The following is an 18,317-nucleotide window of genomic DNA, read 5'->3' as shown; positions in this document are numbered from 1 at the left end:
CCGCATCTCGGCTATCGCAACATGGGTCGCAGACCCGTCGAAACCGTCATGTCATTCGTTAGCCAAGAAGGTTAAGTTGGCACGTCACCCCACATGTCGCGCGAGACAATCCCGACATTCGGCAATTGATGGCCGCACCACCCGGCACGAGGGTTATGCGCTGTCGATCTGAAGCGTCCCGGGTTTCCCAGAGGCGGTTTCATTCGGGTCATGCGACCATATCGAGGGTCTCGCTGGCTGCATAGTAGTTCGCCTCGGCTTCGGCCGGCGGGACGGCCTCCGGCCCTGCACTTCGTGCGTTCAGGGCTGAAATATGTCCACCGGACAGATTTCCGGGCGCCCTTCACCCCACACCGGGTCGTCTCATCCGGCCCGCGCATCATCGCCCCCGCCGCTACCCTGCGGAAGGTGAATCACGTTCCACAAACCAAGTCGAGAGCCGAATATTTCAGCAGCCTGCTAACGCCGCGCAGGGTCTCAGCCGATGCGGCGCGCCAGGGCCTCGGGGGCGATCTCGGGGCCGATCACGAACAGATGGTCGCCGGGATTGACCAGCGCGCCGCGGCGCCGGATCAGCACCCGGCCCGCGACCGGGGCGGTCAGCACCTGCGGCGCCGGCGCGAGGTCAAAGATCGGATAGAGCCGGGCTATGGGCTGGCCCTTGGCCACCGCATCGCCCAGATCCACCAGCGGCTCGGCCAGGGCCTGGCACATGGCGGTGACATGGCGACTGCCGGCGTCCAGATCGACGAAACGGGTCTGGCGCACCGGGCCCGAAGCCAGCCGCGCCGCCGCCCCGGCGGTGATGACGCCTTGCTGCGCCAGCAGGTTCAGGATGCCGTTCCAGCCATGCCTCAGCGAGGCGCGCGACACCCGCGCCATGCCGCCCAGCTCGCAAGAGATCATCGCGCAGCCCGCCGCCAGCGCAGCGCTGTCCAGATCGCCCCCGGTGCTGCCCAAGGATACCACCATCGTCCAGGGCAGGCCGAAACCCCGCGCCAGTTCCGCGCCGCGCCGGTCGCTGGCGGCATTGCCGCTCAGCGTCAGATAGGCCGCGTCCAGATAATCGGTATTGCCGCCCCCGGAATGCAGGTCGATGACCAGATCGGCGCGGGTCAGCAGATTCCGGTTCAGGAACCCGGCCAGCGCCCGCGTCGGCCCCTGCCCCGCCGCGCCCGGAAACACCCGGTTCATGTTGCCGCCATCGAGCGGCGAGACCCGCGCCCGCGCCAGCACCGCCGGCATGTTCAGCGCCGGCACCAGCAGCAGCCGGCCCGGCACGTCCTGCGGCGCCAGGCGCTCGAACAATTGCCGGGCGATCAGCTGGCCCTCGTATTCGTCGCCGTGATTGCCGCCGACCACCAGCGCCGTCGGCCCCTCGCCGCCGCGGATCACCCCCAGCGGGCTGCGGATGCTGGAAAAGTCGTGCCGATTGTCGGAATGATCGAGTTCCAGCCAGCCCGAGGCCTTGCCCGCGGCATCAGGGTCCAGATCGCAATGCACCGTGTCATGGCGCATCATGCCGCACCCCGTTCTGCGACCCAAGGTTCTGCGCCCGCCGGCTTTCCAGCAGCCGCGTCAGCCAGTCGGGATCCATCTCGGGGACCGAGGACAACAGCTTTTCGGTATAGGGGTGATGCGGCGGCTGGAACATCTGCACCTTGGGACCGTGTTCCACCACGGCGCCATGCTGCATCACCACCACCTCGTCGGCGATCGAGCGCACGGTGGCAAGGTCATGGGTGATGAACAGATAACTCAGCCCCATCTGGCGCTGCAGCCGGTCCAGCAGCCGCAGGATGCCCTCGGCCACCAGCTGGTCCAGCGCGCTGGTCACCTCGTCGCAGATGATCAGCTCGGGCTCCGCCGCCAGCGCCCGGGCGATGCACAGGCGCTGCTTCTGCCCGCCCGACAGCTCGCCCGGCAGGCGGTCGATGAAAAGGTCGGGATCCAGTTCGATCTGGGCAAGCAGATCGCGGATGCGCGCCTGCTTTTGCGCGCCCTTCAGGCCCAGGAAGAATTCCAGCGGCCGGCCCAGGATCTCGCGGATGCGCTGGCGCGGGTTCAGCGCGGTATCGGCCATCTGGTGGATCATCTGCACCCGGCGCTGCAAATCGCGCGGGCGCCGCCGGCACACGGGGTCCAGTTCCTGCCCGTCAAACACCACCCGCCCGGATTTCGGCGCCAGCAGCCCCATCACCACCCGCGCCGTGGTCGACTTGCCCGAGCCGCTTTCGCCCACCACCGCCACGGTTCGCCCGCGCGGCACGCTGATCGAGACCCGCTTCAGCACCGGATGCGCGCCGTAGCTGGCCGAGACATCCTCGATGCCGAGGATCGGCTCGGGCGGGGCGGGCGTATCATGCGCGCCGGGCTGGAAATTGCGCACCGCCCAAAGCGAGCGGGTGTAATCCTCGCGCGGGTTCGCCAGCATCTCGCGCGTCGGCGCCTCCTCGACCTCGCGGCCCTTCAGCAGCACCTTCACCCGGTCGGCCATCTGCGCCACCACCGCCAGATCGTGGGTGATGTAGATGGCGGCGGCATTGTGGCGGGCAACGACATCGCGGATCGCGGCCAGCACCTCGATCTGCGTGGTCACGTCCAGCGCCGTGGTCGGCTCATCGAAGATGATCAGGTCGGGGTGGCACGACAGCGCCATGGCGGTCATCGCCCGCTGCAACTGCCCGCCCGAGACCTGATGCGGATAGCGCATGCCGATCGTCTCGGGGTCGGGCAGGCGCATCTCGCGGTAAAGCGCCACCGCCTCGGCCTCGGCCTGCTGGCGCGGCATCAGCCCGTGCTGCACCGGGCCCTCGCAATATTGCCCGATCAGCCGCCAGGCCGGGTTGAAGGCCGCGGCCGAGGATTGCGCGACATAGGCGATGCGCCGCCCGTGCAGTTGCCGCAGCAGGCGCGGGCCGGCGCCGACCAGTTCCTGCCCGTCGAAGCGGATCGAGCCCGAGGTGATGCGGCAGCCGGGTTTCACATGCCCCATGGCCGCCAGTCCCAGCGTCGATTTGCCGGCGCCGGATTCGCCGATCAGGCCCAGGATCTCGCCGCGGTTCAGGCTCAGGTCCACGCCCCTGACGATCTCGGTCCAGCCCTCGGCGTTTTTCGCCTCGATGCGCAGCGCGTCGATTTCCAGCAGCTTTTCCATGCGCCTATTCCTTCAGCCCGCTGGACAGGTGCAGCACCCAATCCACCACCAGATTGACCGCCACCGTCAGCAGCGCGATGGCCCCGGCCGGCAGCAGGGGCGCCAGCCCGAATGTCGCCGCCTGCCAGCTTGAGAAATTGGCGAAGGCGATCAGCTTGGCGCTGTCGCGCACCATCGAGCCCCAGTCCGCCGTCGGCGGCTGCAGCCCCAGCCCAAGAAAGGACAGCGCCGAGACGAAGAGGAAGACGAAGCAGAAGCGCAGCCCGAATTCCGCGATCAGCGGTGCGCTGGCATTGGGCAGCACCTCGCGGCGGATGATCCAGGCCAGCCCCTCGCCGCGCATGCGCGCCACCTCGATATAGTCCATGGTCAGGATGCCCTGCGCCACCGCCCGCGACAGGCGATAGACGCGGGTGCTGTCCAGAACCGCGATCACCAGCACCAGGGCCAGCACGGATGTGCCGGAAATCGTCAGGATCAGCAGCGCGAAGATCAGCGAGGGGATCGCCATCAACACATCGACCAGCCGCGCGCTGAGTGTGTCGAACCAGCCGCCCAGCACCGCGGCCAACAGCCCCGCCCCCGCCCCCAGCAGAAAGGCAAGGATCGTGGTCACCAGCGCAATGCCCACGGTGTTGCGGGCGCCAAAGATCAGCCGCGACAGCACGTCGCGCCCCAGCGCATCGGTGCCCAGCCAGTGCGGCGCCGCCCAGGGCAGGTATTTCGCGCCGGCGATCTCGGCCTCGGCAAAGGGTGCCAGCAGCGGCGCGAACACCGCCACCACCGCGTAAAGCGCCACCAGCGCCAGGCCGATCCGCGCCGACAGGGGCGCCGCCCTCAGGTTTCGCAAGATACGCTCCACGGCCTCACCTCGGATGCAGAAGTCGGGGGTTGGCGATGATGCCCAGCACATCGGCCAGCAGGTTCAGGACGATATAGGTGCCGGCAAAGATCAGGCAGGCGGCCTGCACCACGGTCACGTCGCGCTTGGCCACGCTGTCGACCAGAAGCTGGCCGAGGCCGGGATAGACAAAGACCACCTCGACCAGCACCACGCCGGCGATCAGATAGGCGAGGTTCAGCGCGATCACCGTCACGATCGGGGCCACGGCATTGGGCAGGGCATGGACCGCGATCACCCGCCAGCGGCTGATGCCCTTGAGCTGCGCCATCTCGATATAGGGCAGCGCCAGCAGGTTCACCACCGCGGCGCGGGTCATGCGCATCATATGCGCCATGACGATCAGCACCATGGTCAGCGCCGGCAGGAAGGTGGCGTAAAGCCGTGCCCCCAGCCCCATCTGCGGCGTTACCGCGGCCAGGCTTGGAAACCACCCCAGCCCGGCGGAAAAGATCAGGATCAGGATATAGGCCACGAAGAATTCCGGAAACGAGATCACCACCAGCGTCGAGGAGGAGATGAAGCGGTCCAGCCACGACCCGCGGTGAAGTGCTGCCAGCAGCCCCAGCCCCACCGCCAGCGGCACCGCGATCGCCGCGGCATAAAGCGCCAGGAAGAAGGTGTTCAGCACCCGCTGCCCGATCAGCCCGGCGATCGGGCGCTGCGAGGCCAGCGACAGGCCGAAATCGCCCTGCACCGCGCCCCCCAGCCAGTGCAGATAGCGCGTCATCGCCGGATCGTTCAGCCCGTTTCGCTCGCGAAAGGCGGCCAGGGTCTCGGGGGTGGCGGACTGGCCCAGCACCTCGGTGGCGATGTCGCCGGGCAAAAGCTCGACCGCCCAGAAGATCACCGCCGAGACGATCAGCAGCGTCAGCAGACCGATGACAAATCGTCGCAGGATGAGCTTCAGGATCATGGTTGCCTTGCTCTCTTATGACTGGGCTTGGTAGTGGTTATGCCTAGGTATAATGACAGCCCGCCGTCGCAGGTCCAGCATGGCTTAGGTTAGCTGGCCTGTCGGATGCGACAGGGACACTAAGGGTGTTTCCATGTTCTGCTCGGGACACAACCCAGGGAATCGCATGAGCTCGACGGCCAGTTTCCGTGACATCAAGGCTGATATCCTGCGCCGGATCAGCGATGGCGAATGGCCCCCCGGGGCGCGACTGCCCAATGAACTGGCGCTGGCCAGCGAATTCGGCGCCGCCCGCGCCACGGTCAGCCGCGCCATGCGCGAACTGGTCGATGACGGCATCGTGGAACGCAAGCGCAAGGCCGGCAGCCGCGTGCGCCCGGTGCCGCTGCGGCAGGTGCGCCTGGACGTGCCGCTGGTCCGGGTCGAGGTCGAGGCGCGGGGCTCGATCTATCGCTACGCGCTGGTGGCCTCCTCGGTGGCGCCGGCGCCGGCCTGGCTGCGGGCACGGCTGGGTCTGGACGCGGGCAACCAGATGCGGCACCTGCAATGCCTGCATCTTTCGGACGGCCTGCCCTATCAGCTTGAGGAACGCTGGATCAATCTGGCGGTGGTGCCGCAGGCGCGCGAGGCCGATTTCTCGGCCACCGGACCCAGCGAATGGCTGAGCCGCCACATGCCGTTCTCGAATATCGAGCTCGGGTTCTCGGCCACCGCCGCCGATGCCGAACAGGCCCGGCACCTGGGCTGCGCCCTGGGCGATCCGCTGTTTCGCATCGAGCGCCAGACCCTGTGGCAGGACAGGCCGATCACCTTCGTGAGCCTCGTCTATCACCGCGGCCACCGCCTGATCACCCGCCAGTAGCCGGCGCGACCCGTGGCGCCACCCGCCATGCCGGCTAAGGCGCCGCGGCTCGCCGCGCCAGTCCGCGCATCATCGCCCGGCAGGCGTCGAGTTCGCTCGTCAGGATGAACTCATCGGCGCGATGGGCGCGGGCGATGCTTCCCGGCCCGCAGATGATCGCGGGCACGCCCGCGGCATGAAACAGCCCGGCCTCGGTCCCGTAGCTGACCGACGCCAGCGCGGCCTGGCCGGTCAACTCCTCCAGCAGCCGGGCAAGGCGCAGATCGGCGGGCGGCGGCAGGGCGGGATAGCTGGAAAGCTCGCTCCAGCTGACGCCGACCCCGGCCGAGGCCGCGATGCGCTCGAGCCCGGCCAACAGCTCCGCGATGATCGCCTGCGGCGCCTGATCGGGGATCGAGCGCGCCTCGATCTGCAGGGTGGCGCGGTCGGGGATGATGTTCACCCCGGCGCCGCCCTGGATCACCCCCGCCTGCAAGGTCGAATGCGGCGGATCGAAACGCGGATCGAAGGGCCCCTCACTGGCCAGTCGCGCGGCATGGTCGCGGATCCGCAGCAGCAGTTCGCCCGCCGGGTAAAGCGCGTTCACCCCCAGCGCCGGGTTCGAGGAATGGCCAGCCTGCCCGGTGATGGTCACCGCGATCGCCTGCTTGCCCTTGTGCGACAGCACCGGACGCATCTCGCTGGGCTCGCCGATGATGGCGCCCAGGGGCGCGGCGCAAAGCTCGGGCAGGCGGGCGATCAAATGGCCGACGCCGCGGCAGCCGATTTCCTCGTCATAGGAAAAGGCCAGATGGATCGGGCGCTTGAGGTCCATCTCCAGAAACTCGGGCAGCATCGACAGCGCGCAGGCGAGAAAGCCCTTCATGTCGGTGGTGCCGCGGCCGGTCAGGCGCCCGCCGTCGCGGGTCAGGGCAAAGGGGTCGCTATGCCAGTCCTGCCCTTCGGTCGCGACCACATCGCTGTGCCCCGACAGGACATAACCCGGAACGTCGCGCGGGCCGACGGTCGCGAACAGGTTGCAGCGGTCGCCCTCCGGGCCGGGGATGCGGGTGACCGCGACGCCCTTGCGGTCCAGATGCGCCATCAGGCAATCGGTCACCGCGCCATTCGGCGTGCCCGGCAATGAGGGCACCGCGACCAGATCGGCAAGGATCGCTTCGACAGGGGCATCGACGGGCATGGCCAAACCTTTCGCGGGCAGGGCTTTCGCGCCGATCCTTGCGGATGGCGCGGCGCTAGGCTGGCACGATTCCCGCGCCGACACAACTTGCCCCGCCCTTACCCCGTTGCGGTCATCGTGCTGCCGGGCGGGGCGCCGCACTCGATCTCGGCGGCGAATGCGGCCAGCGCCTCGGCATCGGGCGAAATGGCCACAAGCCGGTCCAGGAAGGCCGGATCCACCGGCCCGACCCGTTCCAGCGACAGGGCGCCGCCGGCAAGCTGGACCAGCCAAGGCCCGGCCGGCCCCGGCCCGGCGACATGGCCTTTCAGCCGGTGGATGTGGCGCGCATGCGCCATGACGGTGCGGCGCAGCCATTCGAGATCCGTCGCCGGCCGCAAGGCGATGGTGCGCGCGGCGAACAGCCGGCGATGGTCCTGCCCCGGCATCCCGGCCGACAGGCCGGCATGATCGTGCGGCCTCGACAGCGCCTGCAGAAAGGCCGGGTCCACGGCCGCATGGCAATCGGCCAGCGGGTTGAGTCGCGCCACCAGCCTGACCGCCTGGCGCATGACCGCCCGGCTGCAGACATCGCCGCGCGACAGCCAGGCAAGGTCGGCGCCCCGGATCTGGGCCTCGACGACCCTGCCCACGCGGGGATCGGCCAGCCGCTCGGCCAGGGTCAGCGGGTCGATGACGACGATCACCGCCTGGCAGCGCAGGTCGCGCTCGGCCAGGGCAAAGCTGGTCAGGCGCTGCGGTTCGGCCACGCCGCTCGCCTCGATGATCAGCCGGTCCACCCTGCCCGCCAGGTCCAAAGCGCGCTCGAAGGCCGCCATCACGCCGCCTGCCATCGAACAGCAGATGCAGCCGTTGCTGAGCTGGATCATCTCGGCCGAGCGGCGCGAGATCAGCGCCGCGTCGACGGGAATGTCGCCAAAGTCGTTGACCATGACCAGGATGCGTTCGTCGCCCCGGGTCAGCAGCCGGTTCAGCAGCGTGGTCTTGCCCGCCCCCAGATAGCCGCCGATGATGTTGACGGGCAGCGGCAGCGGCATGGTCAGAACGACCCCGCCTGCGCCGGCCTCCCGCCAAAGACCGTTCCCCAGACCCGCAGATCGCGCAGGTTCTCGCCGCCAAGCGCATGCGGGTCATCCTCGAGCACGGCGAAATCGGCGCGCTTGCCCACCTCGATCGAGCCGATCTCGCCATCGAGCTTCAGCGTATGGGCCGCACCCAGGGTGATCGCATGCAGGGCGGCGTCAAGGCCGATACGCTCGGACGGGCCCAGCAGGCGGCCGCTGTCGGTCAGGCGGTTGACCGCGCACCAGGCGGTGACCAGCGGCGCCAGCGGCGTGATCGGCGCGTCCGAATGGATTGCCAGGGGGACCCCCAGTTCCAGCGCGCTGGCACAGGGGTTCATGCGGCTGGCGCGTTCCGGACCCAGCGTCACCTCGTAATGCTTGTCGCCAAAGTAATACAGGTGGTTGGCGAACAGGTTGACGCAGCATTGCAGGGCGCGGATGCGGCGCAGCTGCGCGCGGTCGGCCATCTGGCAGTGCTGCAGCACATGGCGGTGATCGGGGCGGAAATGCCCGGCCAGCGCCGCCTCCAGCGCCTCGATGGCCAGCAGGCTGGCGCCGTCGCCATTGACGTGGATATGCATCTGGATGCCCTGCCGGTTCAGGTCGTCCACCATGCGGTGCAGCGCCTCGGGGGCGATGTTCCAGATGCCGTTGTCGTCGCCGCGATAGTAACCCGGCGCATTCAGCTGCGCGGTAAAGCCCTGGATCGAGCCGTCGGTGACGATCTTGACCCCGCCCAGCCGCAGCCTTTCGGTCGAGTGCGCCGCAAGCGCGAGGGCCCGCGGCCCCAGATCCTGCGGCGGCACGGCCATGGCCGACAGCATCGGCACGAGGCGCAGTGGATAGGCGCTGTCTCCGGTGACGGCCAGCAGTTCCTCAAGCACCTCGTCGCCCAGGTCATTCAGCAGGTCGGTCGCGGTGGTGACCCCGGCCCGGCAGGCCGAGCGGGCATAGTTCCAGATCGTGTCCGTGCCGCCGGTCATGTTGCGGAAACTGGCGCCGACCCGGCGCATGACCGGAAACATCGCGCCCATCTCGTGCAATTCGCCATGCAGCGTGCCGTCCTCGGCGTGCAGCACGCCGGGCGCCTCGGTGGTCGCGTCATATCCCGCCAGTTCCAGCGCCGCACTGTTGGCGGTCAGCAGATGCATGTTGGAATGCAGCACCACCACCGGCCGGGTCGCGGACACGCGGTCGAGGTCCAGCCGCGACAGCCGCGCCCCGGGCACGAAAAGCGGATCGAAGCCCCAGCCGACCACCGGCCCCTCGGGCTGGTCGGCGGCGCGGTTGCGCAGGCGCTCGACCAGCGCATCGGTGGTGGTGACGCCCGGCCAGCGCTGCCCGTCGGGCGCGATGCGGTCGTAATGGCCCAGATAGGCAAAGCGCCAGACCGCGCCCTCCATCATATGGGCGTGGCCCTCGACAAAGCCGGGCATCAGCACCTTGTCGGCAAAACGCCCGTCCAGCCGTGCCTCGCCCCAGTCGCCCATGTCGCCGGGGGTGCCGACGGCCAGGATGCGCCCCTCGGGCGAGACCATGACATGCGTCGCCTCGGGACGCGAGGGATCCATGGTGATGATGCGCCGGGCTGCGAAAATGGTCGGGATCATGCGAAGTCTCCGTCGAAAGCGGCTGTCGGTTGCAGATTAGCCGCGACGCCGATCCCAAGTGAAATGCATAATGGCGCGGTAATTCCTCTGATTCCCTGAGGGACGCCATGTATTACACCCTGAAACACCTGCGCTATGTCGAGGCGGCCGAGCGCCACCAGTCGATCACCGCCGCCGCCGAGGCGCTGTCCGTCTCGCCCTCGTCCATCGCCGCCGCCATCGACCATCTCGAGGCGCAGGCCGGCCAGCCGATCTTTGCCCGCACGCCCTCGCGCGGCATCGCCTCGACGCATTACGGCCGCAAGTTCCTGTCCGAGGTGCGGCTGCTGCTGGCGGCGCAGGCGCGTTTCGACGGCAGGATCGCCGATCTGGTGCAGGTGACCTCGGGGACCGCCCGCATCGCCTGTTTCACGCCGCTGGCACCGATCCTGCTGCCCACCATCCTGTCGGATGTGCGCGAGCGCTATCCAGATCTGATGATCGACGTGATGGAGGGCACCTCCGAGGAAATCGTCCGCGCCGTCGACACCAACGAGGCGGATTTCGCGCTGTGCTACGGTCCGGTGCAGGAACTGGTCTATCGCTTCACGCCGCTGTTCACCGGCCATCCGCATGCGGCGCTGCCGGTCGGCCATGCGCTGGCCAGCGGCCGTTTCGTGACGCTGGAACAGCTGGCGCCCGAACCCTTGGTGGTGCTGGACCTGGATCTGTCGCGGCGCTACCTGATGGACCTGTTCGCCAGCCGCGGGCTGAAGCCGAACGTGGTCTATTCGGCGCGCTCGACCGACATGATGCGGGCGCTGATCGCCGCCGGCATGTGCTATGGCATCTTCAACATCCGCCCGATGAGCAAGCAGACCTATGCCAAGGGCGACCTGGTGCGGCTGCCGCTGGCGGGCGAACTGGACGCGCCGCGCGCCGGCGTGCTGACCCGGCGCGACATCAGGCTGGCGCCGGTCTGCGAGGCGATCATCGCCACCTGCGAGATGCAGGCGATGCGGGGCGATTTCGACCGCGCCTTCATCCGCCCCCACATCCCTCAGGAATTCTGAGGAACTGTGGATAAAAAATGCATTTGCCGCGGGGCGGCTGAATGCGGCTTCATGGGGCATCCAGCGCCGGCTCAGAATCCGGTGCCCGTCCCACAGGAGAGACCGATGCCCCTGGCCGTTTCGCTTACCCGCCGCGCCCTTCTTGCCGGCGCCGTGGCCCTGACCACCCTCGGCGGCGCCCTGCCGCTGGCCGCACAAGAGCCGCAGCACGGCGGCACGCTGGTCGTGGCCTCGCTGCAAAGACCGCGCCACCTGAACGCCGCGGTGCAGTCGGGCATCGCCACCGGCGTGCCGGCGGCGCAGATCTTTGCCACGCTGCTGCGCTATGGCGAAACCTTTGAGCCGCAGCCCTATCTGGCCGAAAGCTGGGAATTCAGCGATGACAGCAAGACCCTGACGCTGAAGCTGCGCAGCGGCGCCACCTTTCACGACGGCAAGCCGATCACCGCCGAGGACGTGATCTGGTCGCTGGGCGTGACCAAGGAACACCACCCCTTCTCGACCATGCTGGGTCCGGTCGACACCTTCGAGGCCCCGGATGCGCAGACCGTGGTGATCCGCATGAAAGAGCCGCATCCGGCGATCCTCTTGGTGCTGTCCTCGGCCCTGACGCCGATTCTGCCCAAGCATGTGTTCGACGACGGCCAGGACATCACCACGCATCCCAAGAACAACCTGCCCGTCGGCTCGGGTCCGTTCCGGGTCACCGCATTCGAGCCGGGACAGCACATCATCCTGGAACGCTATGACGGCTTTTTCCTGGAGGGCCGGCCCTATCTGGACCGCATCGTGATCCGCCAGTATCAGGACGCCAATTCCGGCGTGCTGGCCATGGAGGGCGGCGAGGCACAGATGTTCCCGCTGCTGGATGCGACGCGGCTGATCCGCCGGCTGGAAAAATCCGGCAACATGCAGGTGACCGACAAGGGCTATGCCGGTATCGGCCCGATCAACTGGCTGGCCTTCAACACCAAGCAGCCGGCACTGTCGGATGTGCGGGTGCGCCAGGCCATCGCCTATGCGGTGGATCGCAACTTTGTCACCAAGGCGCTGCATGCGGGCCTGTCGAAACCGGCGATCGAGCCGGTGGTGCAGAGCAGCCCGTTCTTTACCGAGGATGTCGAGCGCTATGATTTCGACCTGGACAAGGCCAAGGCGCTGCTGACCGAAGCCGGCTATGGCGAGGGCGGGCAGAAGCTTGCGCTGCGCATGGACTATATCCCCGACATCGACGAACAGCAGCGCGCCGTCGCCGAATATGCCAAGGCGGCGCTGGCCAAGATCGGCATCGAGGTCAACCTGCGCTCTTCGCCGGATTTCCCGACCTGGACGCAGCGTGTCGCGTCCTTTGATTTCGACATGACCATGGACCAGGTGTTCAACTGGGGCGACCCGGTGATCGGGGTGAACCGCACCTATCTGTGCGACAACATCCGCAAGGGCGTGATCTGGTCGAACACCCAGCAATATTGCAACGAAGAGGTGGACAAGGCGCTTCTGGCCGCCGGGGTCGAGCCGGATCTGGACAAGCGCAAGGCGCTTTACGCCCAGGCCTTCGGCCAGATCACCAGGGACGTACCGATCCATTTCATCAACGAGGTGCCCTATCACACCGTCTATTCGCCGGCGGTGCAGAACCCGCCGGTGTCGATCTGGGGACCGATGGGGCCGATGGATGAAGTCTGGCTGAAACAGTAAGCGGACGGAGGCAAAGCGATGTTCAAGCGTATCCTGCGGCAGCTGCTTTATGCGGTTGCCCTGATCCTTGCCGTGCTGGTGTTGAACTTCCTGCTGATCCAGCTGGCGCCGGGCGATCCGGCCGAGGTGATCGCGGGCGAGATGGGCGGCGCCAGCCCCGAGGTCATGGCGGCGATCCGCCAGCAATACGGGCTGGACAAGCCGGTGCTGACGCAGCTGGGCCTGTATCTGGGCCGCGCGCTGCAGGGCGATCTGGGCATGTCCTATTTCTACAACCGCCCGGTGGTCGAGCTGATCCTGTCGCGGCTTGGCCCGACCCTGCTGCTGGTGGCGGCGGCGCTGGGTTTCGCGCTGGTGGTCGGTACGCGGCTGGGGGTGATGGCGGCGCGCAATCCGCGCGGCATCGCCTCGTCTCTGGTCACGGTGCTGTCGCTGATCGGCTATTCGGCACCGGTGTTCTGGACCGGGCTGATGCTGGTGATCCTGTTCGCGGCCAAGATCCCGCTGTTTCCGGTGGCCGGAATGATCGACGTGGTGAAACAGGGCGGGCTTTTCGTCCGGGTGCTGGACATCGCGCATCACCTGGTGCTGCCGGCGCTGACCCTGGGGCTGGTCTATCTGGCGCAATACAGCCGGCTCACGCGGGCCTCGATGCTTGAGGTGCTGGGCGCGGACTATATCCGCACCGCCCGGGCCAAGGGCGTCAGCGAAAGGCGGGTGCTGAACCATCACGCCTTTCGCAACGCGCTTTTGCCGGTGGTGACGGTGGCGGGCATGCAGTTCGGCGCCATCATCTCGGGCGCGGTGCTGGTCGAGACGGTGTTCAGCTGGCCCGGCCTCGGCACGCTGGCCTTCCAGTCGATCCTGGCGCGCGACTATCCGACCGTGCTGGGCATCCTGTTCTTCTCGACCCTCATCGTCATCGTCGCGAACCTGCTGACCGATTTCGTCTCGCGTTTGCTGGACCCGCGCCTTGCGAAAGGACGCTGACATGACCGCTCCTGCCCGCACCTCCGCCCCCACCTCCGCCCCCGCCGCGCGCGGCCCGATGGCCGAGGCCTGGGGAATCTTTCGCCGCAGCCCCGCCGCCATGCTGGGCCTGCTGCTGCTGGCGCTGGTCATGGTGCTGACCTTCGTCGGACCGATGCTCTATCCGGTCGATCCGTTCGAGATCGTCTGGGCGCCGCTGTCGCCGCCTGGCGACGATCCCTCGATCCCGCTGGGCACCGACAACCTTGGCCGCGACATGCTGGCCGGGCTGATCGCCGGCGGCCGCGCCACGCTGGCGGTGGGCTTTGCCGCGGCGCTGATCACCATGGTGATCGGCGTGGTCATTGGCGCCTATGCCGGCTTCTATGGCGGCATGGTCGACGATATGCTGATGCGCGTCACCGAATTCTTCCAGGTGCTGCCGCCCTTGCTGTTTGCCATGGTGGTGGTGACGCTGTTCCAGCCGACGCTGGTGAACGTGACCCTGGCCATCGGCATCGTCAGCTGGCCGCAGACCGCGCGCCTGACCCGGACCGAGTTCCGCCGCATCCGCACGCTGGAATATGTCAGCGCCATGCGCGCCATCGGGGCGCATGACCGCAACATCATCTGGCGGGTGATCCTGCCCAACGCCCTGCCGCCGCTGATCGTCTCGGCCGCGCTGACTGTCGGCATGGCCATCCTGTTCGAGGCCGGGCTCAGCTTCCTTGGCCTGTCGGATCCCAACGTCATGTCCTGGGGTCTGATGATCGGCTCGGGGCGGCAATACCTGCTGGACGCCTGGTGGGTGGTGACGCTGCCCGGGGTGATGATCTTCCTGACCGTGCTGGGCGTCAGCCTGGTCGGCGACGGCTTGAACGACGCCTTCAACCCCCGGCTGAGGGAGCGCTGAACCATGACCGAACCCGTTCTGGACATCCGCAACCTGAAGGTCGATTTCACCACCCGCCGCGGTGTCGCCCATGTTTTGGACGACGTGTCCTTCTCGGTGGCGCCGGGAGAGCTGCTGGCCATCGTCGGCGAATCCGGCTGCGGCAAGAGCATGACCGCGCTCTCGATCCTGGGGCTGATCCCCTCGCCGCCCGGTCAGGTGGTCGGCGGCAGCATCCGCTTCCTGGGTCGCGAGCTGACGACGCTGCCGCAGTCCGAGCTGCGCGCCATCCGCGGCGGCGACATCGCCATGATCTTCCAGGAGCCGATGACCTCGCTCAACCCGGTGTTCACCTGCGGCGAACAGATCGCCGAGGCGGTGCGCCTGCACCAGCAGCTCGGCCCCGCCGCCGCCATGGCCCGCGCCGTCGAGATGCTGCGCGCCGTCGGCATCCCCGAACCCGAGCTGCGCGCCCGCGCCTATCCGCACCAGCTGTCGGGCGGCATGCGCCAGCGGGTGATGATCGCCATGGCGCTGTCATGCGAGCCCAGGCTCTTGATCGCCGACGAGCCGACCACGGCGCTGGACGTGACCGTGCAGGCACAGATCTTCGGCCTGCTGGACGAGCTGCGCGCGCGCACCGGCACCGCGATCATGCTGATCACCCATGACATGGGCGCGGTGGCGGAAATGGCCGACAAGGTCGCGGTCATGTATGCCGGCCGGGTGATCGAGCGCGGTCCGGCGGATGCGGTGCTGGACCATCCCGGCCACCCTTATACGCGCGGGCTTCTGGCCAGCATCCCGCGCGTCGATGCCGATCCGGACGCGGACCTGCCCGAGATCCCGGGCATCGTGCCGGCGCTGACCGATCTTGGCCAGGGCTGCGCCTTTGCCCCGCGCTGCCCGCTGGCGACCGAGGCCTGCCGCGCCGCGCAGCCGGCGCATGTCACGCTGTCGCCCGGCCATTCCGCCGCCTGCATCCACATGACCACCAGCGAGGCCATGGCATGACCCCCCTGCTTTCCGTCCGCGATCTCAAGGTGCATTTCCCCACCGGCGGTGGCAGCACCGTCCATGCCGTCGATGGCGTCAGCTTTGACATCGCGCGTGGCCAGACGCTGGGCATCGTCGGCGAATCCGGCTCTGGCAAGACCACCACCGCCCTGGCGGTCATGCGGCTGGCACCGATCACCTCGGGCGAGATCGACCTTGAGGACACCCCCATCAGCCGCATCGAGGGCGAGGAGCTGCGCCGCGCCCGCCCGCGTTTCCAGATGGTGTTCCAGGACCCGTTCTCGTCCCTGAACCCGCGCGAGCGCGTGGGGCGGATCATCCGCCAGCCCATGGACCTTCTGGACCAGGGCGAGCGTTCGGGCCGCGATGCGCGCGTCGAGGAGCTGCTGGTGCAGGTCGGCCTGCGCCCCGAGTTGAAGTCGCTTTACCCGCACCAGTTCTCGGGCGGGCAGCGACAGCGCATCGGCCTGGCGCGCGCACTGGCGACGCGGCCGGACCTGATCGTCTTTGACGAGCCGGTGTCGGCGCTGGACGTGGCGGTGCAGGCGCAGGTGCTGAACCTGGTCAGGCGGCTGCAGAAGGATACCGGGCTGACCTATCTGTTCATCAGCCATGACCTTGGCGTGGTGCGCCACATCTGCGACGAGATCGCGGTGATGTATCTGGGCCAGATCGTCGAAAAGGCCCCGGCACGGCAGATCTTCGAAAGCCCGCGCCATCCCTATACGCAGGCGCTGATCGCCGCGGCGCCGTCGCTGGCGCCCGAACACCGGCGGCGCGGCGGCGGCGCGCGGCTGCAGGGCGATCCGCCCAGCCCGGTGAACCTGCCCAAGGGCTGCCGTTTCGCCTCGCGCTGTCCGATCGCGGTCGAGAGATGCCACCATGTCGCGCCACTGCTGCGCGAGGTCGCCGAAAACCAGACCGTCGCCTGCCATCTGGCCTGACCCTCAGGCGCGCAGACCGTCCGACGCGCAACCTTGCGGTATCTGCGGGCGCCTTGTTCCGGGACCGTTGAAAGAACGCGCGCAGGCACCATGTCTGCGCGCCGATCGGCCGGAAATGCCCCCTCCGATCCAGCGCCTGGCACATGCGCTCGGCTTCTGGCCGCGATGGGGCACCCCGAGTTGCGAGAGGCGGCGGAGCAGATGCTCCCACGCCGCCCGGCACCCAGGCGCGCGCGACGGCGACGCCGGGGCGATGTGGGTGCGGACGCTGCCGGCCCGGCCGCCTTCCTCGCCACCGTCGGATCTGTGCAGCCGCGCGTCACCACCGCCTGCAGCAGGAAATCGCCCGGATCCCGCCCGATCATCGCGCCCTGGGTCCGGCCGCCGGTATCAGGATCGCGGTCCCCCACAGCTATCCCGGGCTCAAGACCGCGGCCGACCACCCGGCGGTGGCGGCAACCGCCGCGCTTTCGGGCCTGCCCGTTTTCCCCCTGCCGCCCGAACCTCAGAAGGAGAGAACCCATGTCCAGCGCATCATCGCCGCCCGGCAAGGACGCGATGATCGACCCGATAAGCCCGCGCAAGAGCGTGGCCGCCGCCTTGATCGACGTGCTCATGCGCTGGTTCGACTGGCGGTCCATGCCTGTCTTGCCGGCCTGCTTGCCAAGGTGTTCCTTCCCGAGACCCGCGATGTATCAGCGATCAAGGAACAGGACCTCGGCCTGGCGGCAGGCGCGGGTGGCAAGGACGCCAGCGCGCCGGCACCAGGACGGCCCCGCGGCTCAGCCGAAGACCGACCAGCCCATGGCGCGGGCAAGCTGCTCGGCGGCATGGGTGCCCATGTGGGAATTGCCGAAGCCATTGAGCCCCGGCGACCAGATCCCGACCGAGGCCCGCCCGGGGGCGATCATCAGGATACCGCCGCCGACCCCCGATTTTCCCGGCAGGCCGACGCGATAGGCGAATTCGCCCGACCCGTCGTAATGCCCGCACAGCATCATCAGCGCATTCAGCCGCCGCGCCTTGGCCGGGGCGATGATTGCGGGCGCCCCGGGCAGGCCGGCGATGGTGCGCCCGGCCCTGGCCAGCTGCACGCAGGTCATCTCGATGGCGCATTGGTGGAAATAGGTGCCCAGCGTCAGCTTTGGCTCATTGTGCAGGTTGCCGTAGGATTTCAGGTAATGCGCCAGCGCGATGTTGCGATGGCCGGTCGCGGCTTCAGAGAGCGCCACCGCCTTGTCGATGTGGATGTCGTCATCCTCGGTCAGGGCGCGCAGGAAACCCAGGATCTCGGCCAGGGCATCGCCGGGCGCCCGGCCGGTCAGCATCTCGTCCGTGGTCACGATGGCGCCGGCATTGATGAAGGGATTGCGTGGTCGGCCCTGTTCAAGCTCGAGCAACTGGATCGAATCGAAGCGCGAGCCCGAGGGCTCGCGCCCGACCCGGGTCCAGATCTGGTCGCCGATCCGGCCCAGCACGCAGGCCAGCGAGAACACCTTCGAGATCGACTGGATGGAAAACGGCTTTCCGGCATCCCCGGCGGTCACGACCGAGCCATCGGCCAGGGCCACCGCAATGCCGAACTGCCCAGGCGGGACGGATGCCAGTTCGGGAATATAGCTGGCCACCTCGCCCCAGTCGGCCTTGTCGCGGATCCGCGCGTCGAGGCTGGTCAGGAAATCCGCCAATCCCTGATGCGACAAGCCGCTCATCCTTGTCCCTGACCTGACGATGCCGGCTGCATCTGGCCTGTCCCCCCAGCCACCGATTTCCATACGCGCTTGCGGCGTCCAGATGCCACGATAATCCCTCACCGGATCAGCGCAAGACGCTCGATGGCTTGGGTGTCGCCCCCACGGCCAGCCCCTGTGCCTGCCCGAAAGGATGTCGCCCAAAGCAGGGTTCGTATTTCAGTTCATTTATGGGCACCTCGAAAAATTGCCCTGACCGGGCGGCTGGGGTAGGTGTCAGAGGTATCCGGCTGGCGGAGCGTAACGATGGCGCAGATGGGTTTCTTCGATCTTTCAGACCGCTACGCGAGCCTGGACGCCAAGA

General features: G+C 68.0%; 15 protein-coding genes. 7 read left to right on the top strand and 8 right to left on the bottom strand.

What is annotated here, in order from left to right:
* Positions 1 to 477 precede the first annotated feature (477 nt).
* The 4 genes from WMK75_RS15095 to WMK75_RS15080 are packed head-to-tail and all read right to left on the bottom strand — an operon-like array spanning position 478 to position 4,974.
* Positions 478 to 1,521 (bottom strand): succinylglutamate desuccinylase/aspartoacylase family protein, encoded by a 1,044-nt coding sequence (locus WMK75_RS15095; RefSeq protein WP_347268446.1) that lies wholly within the window; start codon positions 1,519 to 1,521, stop codon positions 478 to 480.
* A complete protein-coding gene (locus tag WMK75_RS15090; protein ID WP_347268445.1) occupies positions 1,508 to 3,157 on the bottom strand; it encodes an ABC transporter ATP-binding protein in 1,650 nt (549 codons plus the stop codon). Before WMK75_RS15090 ends, WMK75_RS15095 begins: the two co-directional genes overlap by 14 nt.
* 4 nt (positions 3,158 to 3,161) lie before the next feature.
* Positions 3,162 to 4,007, bottom strand: a complete 846-nt coding sequence (locus WMK75_RS15085; RefSeq protein ID WP_347268444.1) for an ABC transporter permease — start codon at positions 4,005 to 4,007, stop codon at positions 3,162 to 3,164.
* A 16-nt stretch (positions 4,008 to 4,023) separates the two neighbouring features.
* Entirely contained in the window at positions 4,024 to 4,974 is a 951-nt protein-coding gene (locus tag WMK75_RS15080) for an ABC transporter permease (protein WP_347268443.1), read from the bottom strand.
* A 166-nt stretch (positions 4,975 to 5,140) separates the two neighbouring features.
* Here WMK75_RS15080 and WMK75_RS15075 point away from each other — a divergent pair, with 166 nt between their 5' ends.
* Complete coding sequence (locus WMK75_RS15075) at positions 5,141 to 5,836, top strand: GntR family transcriptional regulator (protein ID WP_347268442.1); 696 nt, start codon at positions 5,141 to 5,143, stop codon at positions 5,834 to 5,836.
* Positions 5,837 to 5,870: 34 nt separating this feature from the next.
* Here the strand turns inward: WMK75_RS15075 and argE are convergent, their stop codons facing one another.
* From argE to WMK75_RS15060, 3 genes are all read right to left on the bottom strand, one after another.
* A complete protein-coding gene (gene argE / locus WMK75_RS15070; protein ID WP_347268441.1) occupies positions 5,871 to 7,016 on the bottom strand; it encodes an acetylornithine deacetylase in 1,146 nt (381 codons plus the stop codon).
* Between the two features lie 98 nt (positions 7,017 to 7,114).
* Positions 7,115 to 8,053, bottom strand: a complete 939-nt coding sequence (locus WMK75_RS15065; protein ID WP_347268440.1) for a GTP-binding protein — start codon at positions 8,051 to 8,053, stop codon at positions 7,115 to 7,117.
* A 2-nt stretch (positions 8,054 to 8,055) separates the two neighbouring features.
* Entirely contained in the window at positions 8,056 to 9,690 is a 1,635-nt protein-coding gene (locus tag WMK75_RS15060; RefSeq protein ID WP_347268439.1) for an amidohydrolase, read from the bottom strand.
* A 107-nt stretch (positions 9,691 to 9,797) separates the two neighbouring features.
* Between WMK75_RS15060 and WMK75_RS15055 the strand changes: the two genes are divergently transcribed.
* From WMK75_RS15055 to WMK75_RS15030, 6 genes are all read left to right on the top strand, one after another.
* Complete coding sequence (locus WMK75_RS15055; RefSeq protein ID WP_347268438.1) at positions 9,798 to 10,742, top strand: LysR family transcriptional regulator; 945 nt, start codon at positions 9,798 to 9,800, stop codon at positions 10,740 to 10,742.
* A gap of 105 nt (positions 10,743 to 10,847) precedes the next feature.
* Complete coding sequence (locus WMK75_RS15050) at positions 10,848 to 12,440, top strand: ABC transporter substrate-binding protein (protein WP_347268437.1); 1,593 nt, start codon at positions 10,848 to 10,850, stop codon at positions 12,438 to 12,440.
* Positions 12,441 to 12,458: 18 nt separating this feature from the next.
* Positions 12,459 to 13,430, top strand: a complete 972-nt coding sequence (locus WMK75_RS15045; protein ID WP_347268436.1) for an ABC transporter permease — start codon at positions 12,459 to 12,461, stop codon at positions 13,428 to 13,430.
* A 58-nt stretch (positions 13,431 to 13,488) separates the two neighbouring features.
* Positions 13,489 to 14,322 carry an ABC transporter permease gene (locus WMK75_RS15040; RefSeq protein WP_347268447.1) on the top strand — a complete coding sequence of 278 codons (834 nt, stop codon included), beginning with the start codon at positions 13,489 to 13,491 and terminating at the stop codon, positions 14,320 to 14,322.
* Positions 14,323 to 14,325: 3 nt separating this feature from the next.
* A complete protein-coding gene (locus WMK75_RS15035) occupies positions 14,326 to 15,315 on the top strand; it encodes an ABC transporter ATP-binding protein (protein WP_347268435.1) in 990 nt (329 codons plus the stop codon).
* Positions 15,312 to 16,262 carry an oligopeptide/dipeptide ABC transporter ATP-binding protein gene (locus WMK75_RS15030; RefSeq protein WP_347268434.1) on the top strand — a complete coding sequence of 317 codons (951 nt, stop codon included), beginning with the start codon at positions 15,312 to 15,314 and terminating at the stop codon, positions 16,260 to 16,262. Before WMK75_RS15035 ends, WMK75_RS15030 begins: the two co-directional genes overlap by 4 nt.
* 782 nt (positions 16,263 to 17,044) lie before the next feature.
* Here the strand turns inward: WMK75_RS15030 and WMK75_RS15025 are convergent.
* A complete protein-coding gene (locus tag WMK75_RS15025; RefSeq protein WP_347268433.1) occupies positions 17,045 to 17,974 on the bottom strand; it encodes a glutaminase in 930 nt (309 codons plus the stop codon).
* Positions 17,975 to 18,317 lie beyond the last annotated feature (343 nt).

It is taken from the genome of Paracoccus sp. (in: a-proteobacteria), assembly GCF_039808215.1.
In the GTDB taxonomy this organism is placed as follows: domain Bacteria; phylum Pseudomonadota; class Alphaproteobacteria; order Rhodobacterales; family Rhodobacteraceae; genus Paracoccus.
Note: the sequence above shows the minus strand (reverse complement) of the source record. Positions and strands in the feature narration are given on the sequence as shown.